Origin of the sequence: Pseudomonas sp. (assembly GCF_030147005.1) — a bacterium.
GTDB lineage: Bacteria > Pseudomonadota > Gammaproteobacteria > Pseudomonadales > Pseudomonadaceae > Aquipseudomonas.
The window spans coordinates 1-10,886 of record NZ_JASLAW010000080.1; the positions used below are offsets into that span (position 1 = coordinate 1).

General features: G+C 59.2%; 7 protein-coding genes. 6 read left to right on the forward strand and 1 reads right to left on the reverse strand.

What is annotated here, in order from left to right; all coding sequences use genetic code 11:
* From Q1V60_RS07650 to dnaB, 5 genes are all read left to right on the forward strand, one after another.
* The coding region (locus Q1V60_RS07650; protein ID WP_300628917.1) for a 30S ribosomal protein S6 at window positions 1-277 on the forward strand (277 nt) is incomplete at its 5' end.
* A gap of 28 nt (window positions 278-305) precedes the next feature.
* Window positions 306-536, forward strand: a complete 231-nt coding sequence (rpsR, locus tag Q1V60_RS07655) for a 30S ribosomal protein S18 (RefSeq protein ID WP_002551829.1) — start codon at window positions 306-308, stop codon at window positions 534-536.
* Between the two features lie 36 nt (window positions 537-572).
* A complete protein-coding gene (locus Q1V60_RS07660) occupies window positions 573-1,466 on the forward strand; it encodes a hypothetical protein (protein WP_300628920.1) in 894 nt (297 codons plus the stop codon).
* Window positions 1,467-1,484: 18 nt separating this feature from the next.
* Window positions 1,485-1,931, forward strand: coding sequence for a 50S ribosomal protein L9 (gene rplI, locus Q1V60_RS07665; protein ID WP_003171376.1), 447 nt, complete (start codon window positions 1,485-1,487; stop codon window positions 1,929-1,931).
* 109 nt (window positions 1,932-2,040) lie between these two features.
* The gene (dnaB, locus tag Q1V60_RS07670) at window positions 2,041-3,435 is read left to right on the forward strand and encodes a replicative DNA helicase (RefSeq protein WP_300628922.1); all 1,395 of its coding nucleotides are present in this window, start codon (window positions 2,041-2,043) and stop codon (window positions 3,433-3,435) included.
* A gap of 33 nt (window positions 3,436-3,468) precedes the next feature.
* Here the strand turns inward: dnaB and Q1V60_RS07675 are convergent, their stop codons facing one another.
* Entirely contained in the window at window positions 3,469-8,088 is a 4,620-nt protein-coding gene (locus Q1V60_RS07675; protein WP_300628923.1) for an NEL-type E3 ubiquitin ligase domain-containing protein, read from the reverse strand.
* A 210-nt stretch (window positions 8,089-8,298) separates the two neighbouring features.
* Here Q1V60_RS07675 and Q1V60_RS07680 point away from each other — a divergent pair, with 210 nt between their 5' ends.
* A complete protein-coding gene (locus Q1V60_RS07680; protein ID WP_300628925.1) occupies window positions 8,299-10,602 on the forward strand; it encodes a YgiQ family radical SAM protein in 2,304 nt (767 codons plus the stop codon).
* The last annotated feature ends 284 nt before the right edge of the window (window positions 10,603-10,886 follow it).

Consider the following 10,886-nt stretch of genomic DNA (forward strand, 5'->3'; position numbering starts at 1 on the left):
CGCAATCAACAATGTTCACAAGGCTCACTACGTGATGCTGAACGTTGAATGCACCGGCAAGGCCCTGGCCGAGCTGGAAGACAACTTCCGCTACAACGATGCAGTGATCCGTAACCTGGTCATCCGTCGCGAAGAAGCCGTTACCGGCCAATCCGAGATGCTCAAGGCTGAAGAAAACCGCAGTGAGCGCCGTGAGCGTCGCGACCGTCCTGAGCACGAAGGCGCTGATAGCGCTGATAGTGATGACAGCGACAACAGCGATAACGCTGACGAGTAATCCACGGACCTTTTAAGGAGCCTATCAAATGGCACGTTTCTTCCGTCGTCGTAAATTCTGCCGCTTCACCGCTGAAGACGTGAAAGAGATCGATTACAAAGATCTCAACACTCTGAAAGCCTACGTATCCGAGACCGGCAAAATCGTTCCAAGCCGTATCACCGGTACCAAAGCACGTTATCAGCGTCAGCTGGCCACCGCTATCAAGCGCGCCCGCTTCCTGGCCCTGCTGGCCTACACCGACAGCCACGGCCGCTGAGACCGGGCAGTCGACAAGTAGTAAGGGATTGAATGCATGCGCGCCTTAGCTGAGTTCATCATGCGCGGTCGTATGCAGGCCACTCTGGTAGTGGCCGGCTGTGCGGCATTGCCGTTGCTTTATTGGTTGGGTGCTGCCGCTGGTTGCCTTGTGCTCCTGCGGCGCGGTTTGAAGGACGCCCTTGGCGTTCTTGCCCTGGGTTTGTTGCCGGCCTTGATCTGGTGGCTGCAAATGGGTGATCCACGGGTGCTTCTGGTACTGCTGGGGTCATCGAGCCTTGCGTTGGTTTTACGCGCAAGTGAGTCCTGGGTCCGCACGCTGCTGGTCAGCGTGGCATTGGGGTTGGTGTACTCAGTGATGCTTGGCGCGGCTTTCCGCCCGCAAATCGAGGCGCTGTCGCAGGAAATCGTCAAGATCCTGCCGCTGGCCCTCGGGGATCTCTACCAGCAATTGTCGGTAGATGAGCGAGCGCGGTTTGCGTCACTGATTGCTCCGGTCCTGACCGGTTTGATTGCGGCTTTGTTGCAGGTCGTCAGCGTGCTGAGCCTGATTCTTGGGCGTTATTGGCAGGCGTTGTTGTACAACCCGGGTGGTTTTGGTCGCGAGTTTCGCAGTATCAGAATTCCCGCGGGGCCGGCGATGTTGCTGCTGGCGTGCATGGTTGTCGGACCGAATTTCGGTCCACAGATGGCCTTGCTGGCGCCGATTTGCAGCGTACCGCTGGTGTTTTCCGGGCTGGCTCTGATTCATGGGCTTGTTGCGCGCAAGCGCCTGGCCAAGTTTTGGCTGGTGGGGTTGTACGTCACGCTGTTGCTGTTCATGCAGCTGATTTATCCGTTACTCGTGGTCTTGGCCATTGTCGACGGCCTGATTGATTTTCGCGGACGTCTGGCATCGAAAGATGCCGATAGCGCGAACGGTGAAGGTTAAAAGTTAGAGGATTTTCACATGCAACTGATCCTTCTGGAAAAAGTCGCCAACCTGGGCAACCTGGGCGACAAAGTGAACGTTAAGGCCGGCTACGGTCGTAACTACCTGCTGCCATACGGCAAAGCCACCGCTGCAACCGCTGCCAACCTGGCTGCGTTTGAAGAGCGTCGTGCTGAGCTGGAAAAAGCCGCAGCAGACAAAAAAGCTTCGGCCGAAACTCGCGCTGCCCAACTGGCTGAGCTGGAAGTGACTATCACTGCCACCGCCGGTGACGAAGGCAAGCTGTTCGGTTCGATCGGCACCCACGACATCGCTGATGCACTGACCGCCTCCGGCGTTGAAGTGCAGAAGAGCGAAGTTCGTCTGCCGAACGGCACCATCCGCAACGTAGGCGAATTCGACGTAGCCGTGCACTTGCACGCCGAAGTTGAAGCCACCGTACGCGTTGTAGTGGTAGCAGCTTAAAGCAAGCTAACTGACTGGCACCCCGTGTGCCAGGCGGTTAACATCGGGCACGATCCTGTTTACAGGTCGTGCCTTTTGTTTTTCTACACACCCCGAATTCCAAGTGGCCATGAACGAAATTTCCGCTCCTGAGCAATACGATCTGCAAACCGCTGCCCTGAAGGTGCCGCCGCATTCCATCGAGGCCGAACAGGCCGTGCTCGGTGGTTTGATGCTGGACAACAACGCCTGGGAACGCGTGCTGGATCAAGTCTCGGACGGTGACTTCTATCGCCATGACCACCGCCTGATTTTCCGCGCCATCGCCAAGCTGGCTGACCTGAACTCGCCGATCGACGTCGTGACCCTTGCCGAGCAATTGGACAAGGAAGGTCAGACCTCGCAAGTGGGCGGGCTCGGTTATCTGGGCGAGCTGGCAAAAAACACCCCGTCGGTGGCCAACATCAAGGCCTACGCGCAGATCGTTCGCGCACGGGCCACCTTGCGCCAGCTGATCGGCATCGCCACCGAAATCGCCGACAGCGCCTTCAACCCCGAAGGTCGCACGGCCGAAGAGATTCTCGACGAAGCCGAACGGCAGATCTTCCAGATCGCCGAAGCACGGCCCAAGACCGGCGGCCCGGTCAGCGTCAACGACCTGCTAACCAAGGCCATCGACCGCATTGACACCTTGTTCAACACTGATGCCGCGATTACCGGCATTTCCACCGGCTACGCCGACCTCGACGAGAAGACCAGCGGCCTGCAGCCGTCCGACTTGATCATCGTTGCCGGCCGTCCGTCGATGGGCAAGACCACCTTTGCGATGAATCTTGTGGAAAACGCTGTACTGCGCAGCGACAAGGCGGTGCTGGTGTACTCCCTCGAGATGCCAGGTGAATCGTTGATCATGCGTATGCTCTCGTCGCTGGGCCGTATCGACCAGACCAAAGTGCGTTCCGGCCAACTTGAAGATGACGACTGGCCGCGTCTGACCTCGGCGGTCAACCTGCTTAACGACCGCAAGCTGTTCATCGATGACACCGCCGGTATCAGCCCGTCGGAAATGCGCGCGCGTACCCGCCGCCTGGTGCGTGAGCACGGCGATATCGCATTGATCATGATCGACTACCTTCAGTTGATGCAGATCCCAGGCTCCGGCGGCGACAACCGGACCAACGAGATTTCCGAGATTTCCCGCTCGTTGAAAGCCCTGGCCAAGGAGTTCAACTGCCCGGTCGTGGCGCTGTCCCAGCTCAACCGCTCCCTGGAGCAACGGCCGAACAAACGCCCGATCAACTCCGACTTGCGTGAATCCGGAGCGATCGAGCAGGATGCCGACGTCATCATGTTCGTGTACCGCGACGAGGTGTATCACCCCGAGACCGAGCATAAGGGCATCGCTGAAATCATCATCGGCAAGCAGCGTAACGGCCCGATCGGCACCACGCGCCTGGCCTTTATCGGCAAATACACCCGTTTCGAAAACCTTGCGCCGGGCAGTTATAACTTCGACGACGAATAATCTGTTTCAGGGCGCCAACTGCCGGCTTCAGCGTTAATCGGTTTTCGTCGCTGTGTCTGCGAGCGTTTTGGCTGCGGGCCTGTGCATAGCAAGTTCTTCGCGCGTCAGTGTTTCGATCTGCGCCGCTTCGTCTTTCGCAAGCGAGTTCTGCAACGCCTTGGACTGAGCCTCGTACGCGGTGTTCGTCAGTTCTTTGGTGGCGAACAAATCGTCAAGTATTGCCTGGCGATCCTGATACGGCTGGCGCTGCGTTTCGAATAGCGTCTTGTATTTGTGGGTGATGTACTCCTGCCAGAACTCTCTCTCGACCAACGCCTGGAATTCTTCGGGCGAGTCATCCAGCGCCAAGACTTTTTTATACGCGGCATCCAACATGGGTTGTGTGACGTGAGCGAATTCGATAAAGCGCGCGTCTTCAGTCTGGCCCGGCAAATCGAGCCTGTCCTTGAGCTTGTAACGATAGGCGAGCCGGATCTCTACCTCTTCCGCTACCCGGTTACGGTGCTGCTGAAGCTGATCGGGGTTCGCTGTTCCTGCGGCGAGTATGTTCTTGCTGTTTGCGATGTCGGCGGCTGCAATCTTGTCGACTTCGTGTAGCCGGAAAAGGTCTTTGGACAGTTTCGCCAGCACGACGCCTTGCGCCGGGTCCTTGGCCTGCGCGAGGGCCCTGTAAATCATTACGCGGGTTTCCAGGTTGCCAAAGGTGAACGCTGCACGATCACAGCAACCGGCTTCGCCCGCCCGGTCGAACAGCTCCCTGCGTAGCTTGTCGGCCCCCGGCGTGTTCTCACTCATGGCGTCCATCATTACCCACACCCGACGCTGCAGGTCCGGGTGACTTGCCGGCGTATCCACCAAGCGTTCAAGGGTGTTGAAGAAACTGTCCGAGAGCGCGTACTGACGTAGCGCATTCCATTGGGCGGTCCTGGACGCAATCTGCCCGGCGGAGAGTCCGCTGAACCAGCGCCTCATCAAGAGCGTGTCGGTAGTGTTAACGGCGCGAAAGGCAGGAGCGGCGATGGAGGTGCTGAGCAAGTTATTTGGATCAGACAGGGTCTCCCCGGCATTTTCCAGCCGAACCCTGTACAGCTCAAGCCGCGCAAGGGTTGCTTCGGAGAGTGGGTTATCGCTGATATCGATCACGTTGTTGATGCGAGCTGTTTGCGCCAGTCGTTCATCAGGTGGAGCTATATACGCGTCGGGAATCGTACTGATCCGATTCCCGATCAGCTCAACCGTATCCAGTAGCGGTTGCTCGGCGAGGCCGGTGGGGAAGGTGTCGATGCCAGTCCTGTTCAGCCATAGCGATCGCATGTCAGGTATCCGGCTGAAATCCGGTGCGATGCCAAGCTGCGGATTGTCACGCAGGTTCAATGCTCTGAGGGTTGTTCGTTCCGAGAGAATGCGCGCGCTGTCCTCGGTCAGGCGAATCTGGTTGCGGTGCAGATACAGGCGTGTCAACCCGTTCATTTGCCCTAGCGCTGGAGGGATCTCGCGTAACTGGTTGTCGGACATGTCCAGCCAGCGCAGGTGCCGAAATCGGGTGAGAAACCTTTCCGGTGATGTAGTCAGGTTCATGTGGTCGAGTTTCAGCGAGCTGACGTGGCCAAAGTTCGCCTTTAGTTCCGGCAGGCTCGGCAGCGTCAGATGGCTGAGTTTGAGTGCCAGTCCGAGGGGAGTGCCGTCATTGGCGAATGTTTGCGGTGTCTCGCGCCGCCAACAACTCATGATCCGCTTATGCGCTTCGAGTCGGTCACGCCGGGTGGCGAAGCCGGCCTGCGGCTGATTCGCTCGAATGTACTGCTGACGGCCTGCTTCGCCGGTATAGGCCCATGCATCGAGCTGGGATTTCAGGGTGTCATGTTCCAGCTCCAGGCGACGAAGTGTGTTATCCGTCGTCACTCGATCCATCCTCCAGAGGAATTTTTTGACCCGCTTCAGGTTTTCTTTTGGATACAACCGTGAGTAACGTTGAGTAAACGAGTTGTCGGCGTCGAATGCTTTGGCGTCGACATAGTCCAGCAGGTCAGGGCGTGACCGGTTCAGGCGTTTCCAGTAGTTTTCGAATTTTCTCGCATAGTGCAGGGGGAAGGGGTTGCCGGTGAGGAAGGTGACGCTGTTCAGCTGGGCGACTGACTCCAGCTGCTCAGGGGAGGGGTGGAGGTTTTCCAGTGGGACTTCGGTCAACTGGTTATGCCGCAAATCAAGCTTGTGAAACGTCTGGGCAGGGCGCAAACCGGTTGGCCAGTGCCGGATCCCGGTATGGCTCAGGTCAAGGGTTGTCAGCCAGCGCATGCCGCTGAAGTCGGGGGTGAGCTTCAGCGGGTTTTGGCTCAGGTTCAGCGTGTAGAGCCCTTTCAGTTTGCCGAGTGAGGTCAGGGCTTGTTGATCCAGCTCGATCTTGTTTTTTCTCAAGTCGAGAGTATTCAATGAGCCCATTTTCTCAAGGTGGGCGGGTAGTTTATTGAGATTGCCGCCCGTGATGCTCAAGGTCTCGAGATTGGGGAAATGGGCCAGAAACCTGTCGGCGGTGCTCGACCAATTCGGCGAAATGAGCTTCAGTTCCAGGACATGACCGAAGTCAGCGGTCAGGACCGGAAGCGGGCCGTTCCCTAAATCCAGACTCAACGCCTCCAATTGCTGAGCAAAGTTCTCCTTGATTCGTTGGGCCGTTATCGGCGCCGCCAGGCTCGCATGGGCGGTTTCGATGGCGTTGCCGTTTTGGTCACTCACGTACTTGGCCAACTCGGTTTCCAGTTGGTCAAGCGCTTGCACGCGTTTGGTCAGTTGCGCCGCGCCTGCGTCATCCAAATCCAGAAAGTACGCTCCGGCTTGCTGGGCGCTCTTGTCCGGGTATAGCCGCTGCACCATCGCCACCTCTGGAGTGTCCCCAATTACGAACGCATTGGTTAGAGGAGACGGTTCCAGATTGGGATGCTGTTGGGTCACGCGTTGCCAATAGGCTACCAGCACTCGCCAGTAGCCGGGCGGGAATGGATTGCCTTCAATCAGCGTGACGCTGTTGATTTGGCCAATGCGTTCGGACTGAGCAGCCGGCGGGTTGAGGATTGCTTCAGGTATTTGGCGCAGTTGGTTATTACGCAGGTCGATGCTTTCCAGATACTTCTGTGTCTGCAAGCCGTTGGGCCAATGCTCCAGTTGCGTGTTGCGCAGATTTACCTTTCTAAGGTTATACAAGGCGCTGAAGTCAGGCGTGGTTCCGAGCGGGTTTCCGGAAAGGTTGAGGTTATCGAGTTTAGTGAGCTCTCCAAGTTTTCTTGCGGCGGGCTCATCCAGTCGAATCGAGTTCGAACTCAGGTCCAGGTCAATCAAAAGGCTCAACCTGCCATCGATGCTGGCCGGGAGTTTATCGAGCGTACTGCGTGTCACGCTCAGCCTTGCAAGGTTCGGGAGGCCGGCGAGGAATGCGTCGGCGGTATCCGACCATACGACAGCCTCCATTCTCAGTTCCATGACATAACTGAAGTCGGCTTTGATCTCCGGCAGTGCCTCATTGGCGAGATCGATGCTCAGGATGTCCGAAGACTCTCGGCGCCAGCAGCGTTTGAGGCTCTCGGCGGCGCGTGCCCTGGGCGTGTCCGCAGGATGAGCTGTCTGCTGATCGGCCAGAACCCAGGCCGACAGCGTTGCTTTGAGCGTTGCGTACTCCGCCTCTCGATGTGCGAGGCTGCCGGTGACATCATCGCCGAGGGATTGAATGGTCCGCTGAATCTGATACTCGCCGAAAGAGGGGTACAACTCTCGGGCGCGCTCGGTCGGGCTTTTCAGTCGATTGACTGTAGTGCTGACGCGCTCTGTCAGTCGTCGACGCATTCCGCCGGAACCGCCCACGTTGACGCCGATCCAGCCTTGCGACGGATCGAACACAATGGCTTGCGATCTGCCCGGGCGCGTCGCCACATAGCGGTTGTCGGCGCTTTGCGCAACGGCGTCCTCGGCGCGGACAATGCGCATCACCGGCGTATGCGGGGTCGATGCATCAAGATCGTGCAGCACTTGGTAGCCGTGGTGCTGAATCACTGCATAAAGCTTACCGTCGTGCCTGTGCAGGCCGTCGCTGCCGGGCGCGACGTCGGTAAAGTCGATACGCGTACGAAAGGCCTCAAGGTGGGTGTCGGACAACGAAAACGTCGCAGGTTCGAAGTCTTGCTGGGGGTGCCACAGGCCGCTGTCCGGATCGCGCAGCAGTACCGGCCCGGAGGCGTTCAGTTCGTTTGCGAGCTTGGCCCGGTAAAGGCCGGTGCCCGGCTCTGAGGCGACCAGTACGACGCCTCCGTCAGGCACATCAACATATTTGCGCCCCCGATTCGTCCTGATGCCCTCGGCATCGGCTGGAGATAACGCGTGAGGACTTTTGATCCAGAAGTCCTTCAGTGGGCGCGCTGAAGGCGTAGTGGTTGTGGTGGCCTGGGCTGACGTTATCGCGCTGACTGTCACCGCGGGTGCCGACGTGATCGCATCCAGGTCAGGGTTCGGATGGTGGGTGGTCGTGGGTATGTGCGGCGCGCGCAGGATCGGTATTCGGGTGGCGCTGCCATTGATCGGCGCCTGGCCGCCGGTTATTTGAGCCTCGACACTCGGTTGTCTTGTCGGGTTGGCGGTGTCTGTGCCCTTGGGCGTCTTTCTGGTCATTAAAACCTCATCCTTGAATGTCTTAGCGTCGGCCCGTGTTGATACAGGCCGTGCAAGTGTCGGTTTCAGTGTCACTTTCCCGATTGTTCGGACGCCAGAGGAGGGGCGCGATGGGATGATGCAGAGAAACCGACCAAAGCCGTCGGAATTGGTTACTTTTTGTGCTATATTCCGCGCCCGCGATTTTTCATCTCAACACCGGTCACCGTCATGCAAACAGCCAAGCCGTTATTTGACTATCCCAAGTACTGGGCCGAATGTTTCGGCCCTGCGCCATTCCTGCCGATGAGCAGGGAGGAGATGGATCAGCTTGGCTGGGATTCATGCGACATCATCATCGTCACCGGTGATGCCTACGTTGACCATCCGTCGTTCGGCATGGCGATCATCGGCCGGCTGCTGGAGTCCCAGGGCTTTCGCGTCGGGATCATTGCCCAGCCGAACTGGCAGTCCAAAGACGACTTCATGAAGCTCGGCGAGCCGAACCTGTTCTTCGGCGTCGCGGCCGGCAACATGGACTCGATGATCAACCGCTACACCGCCGACAAGAAAATTCGCTCCGACGACGCCTACACCCCCGGCGGCATGGCCGGCAAACGCCCGGACCGCGCCAGCCTGGTGTACAGCCAGCGTTGCAAGGAAGCCTACAAGAACGTGCCGATCGTGCTCGGCGGCATCGAAGCCTCCCTGCGCCGCATCGCCCACTACGACTACTGGCAGGACCGGGTGCGCAACTCGATCCTGATCGACGCCACCGCCGATATCCTGCTGTACGGCAACGCCGAGCGGGCCATCGTCGAAGTCGCGCAGCGCCTGTCGTGGGGCCACAAGATCGAAGACATCACTGATGTACGCGGCACCGCGTTCATCCGGCGTGATACGCCTGCGGGCTGGTACGAAGTGGACTCCACGCGCATCGACCGTCCGGGCAAGGTCGACAAGATCATCAACCCGTACGTGAACACCCAGGACACCCAGGCCTGCGCCATCGAGCAGGAAAAGGGCCCGGTGGATGATCCGGAAGAAGCCAAGGTGGTGCAGATTCTGGCCAGCCCGCGCATGACCCGCGACAAGACCGTGATCCGCCTGCCCTCGGTGGAAAAAGTCCGTGGCGACGCGGTGCTGTATGCCCACGCCAACCGCGTGTTGCACTTGGAAACCAACCCAGGTAACGCCCGCGCCCTGGTGCAGAAGCACGGCGAAGTGGACGTGTGGTTCAACCCGCCGCCCATTCCGATGACCACCGAAGAAATGGACTACGTGTTCGGCATGCCTTACGCCCGTGTGCCGCACCCGGTGTACGGCAAGGAGAAAATCCCGGCCTACGACATGATCCGCTTCTCGGTGAACATCATGCGTGGCTGCTTCGGCGGCTGCACCTTCTGCTCGATCACCGAGCACGAAGGCCGCATCATCCAGAACCGTTCCGAAGAATCGATCATTCGCGAAATCGAAGAGATCCGCGACAAGGTTCCAGGATTTACCGGCGTGATTTCCGACCTCGGCGGCCCGACCGCGAACATGTACCGCATCGCCTGCAAGAGCCCGGAAATCGAATCCGCGTGCCGCAAGCCGTCGTGCGTGTTCCCTGGCATCTGCCCGAACCTGAACACCGACCACTCGTCGCTGATCCAGCTGTACCGCAGTGCCCGTGCGTTGCCGGGTGTGAAGAAGATTCTGATTGCTTCCGGCCTGCGCTACGACCTCGCCGTCGAGTCGCCGGAATACGTCAAGGAGCTGGTCACCCACCACGTGGGTGGCTACCTGAAGATCGCCCCGGAACACACCGAGGAGGGTCCGCTCAACCAGATGATGAAGCCGGGCATTGGCAGCTATGACAAGTTCAAGCGCATGTTCGAGAAGTACACCAAGGAAGCGGGCAAGGAGCAGTACCTGATCCCGTACTTCATCGCCGCCCACCCCGGCACCACCGATGAAGACATGATGAACCTGGCCCTGTGGCTCAAGGGCAACGGCTTCCGTGCCGACCAGGTGCAGGCGTTCTACCCGTCGCCGATGGCCACCGCCACCGCGATGTATCACTCGGGCAAGAACCCGCTGCGCAAGGTCACCTACAAGAGCGACGCGGTGACGATCGTCAAGAGCGAAGAGCAGCGCCGCCTGCACAAGGCGTTCCTGCGCTATCACGACCCGAAAGGCTGGCCGATGCTGCGCGAAGCGCTGACCCGCATGGGCCGTGCCGATCTGATCGGGCCGGGCAAGGAGCAGTTGATCCCGTTGCATCAGCCGAGCACCGACAGCTACCAGAGCGCCCGTCGCAAAAACTCGACGCCGGCCGGTAGCCACAAGGTCGCCAAGGAAACCACCACCAAGATCCTCACCCAGCACACCGGCCTGCCGCCACGCGGCAGCGACGGCAGCAACCCGTGGGACAAGCGCGAGCAAGCCAAGGCGGCGGCTCAGGCGCGCAACAAGCAGGCGGCGAAGGAACGTACCGATGCGGCCAAGGGCAAGGGCGGCAAGCCTGCGCGCAAGCCGGTGGTGCCGCGTTGATCGCAGCCTGAAATGCAGAATGCCAGCCTCGTGCTGGCGTTTTGCTTTCTGGTCGGTGGTGAGCCTGTTTGGTAAGGTGGCGCCTATCAGATTGCTATCGGGGGCAAGTCCCCTCCCACGCTTTGATGTGTGAATACATTCAAAATGTGGGAGGGGGCTTGCCCCAATGCCAGTCAGTTAAGCGCTAGAGCAGGCAACCGTCGGCCTGTGGCGAGGGAGCTTGCTCCCGCTGGGCCGCGAAGCGACCCCAGAAAATGGGACTGCTGCGCAGTCCAGCGGGAGCA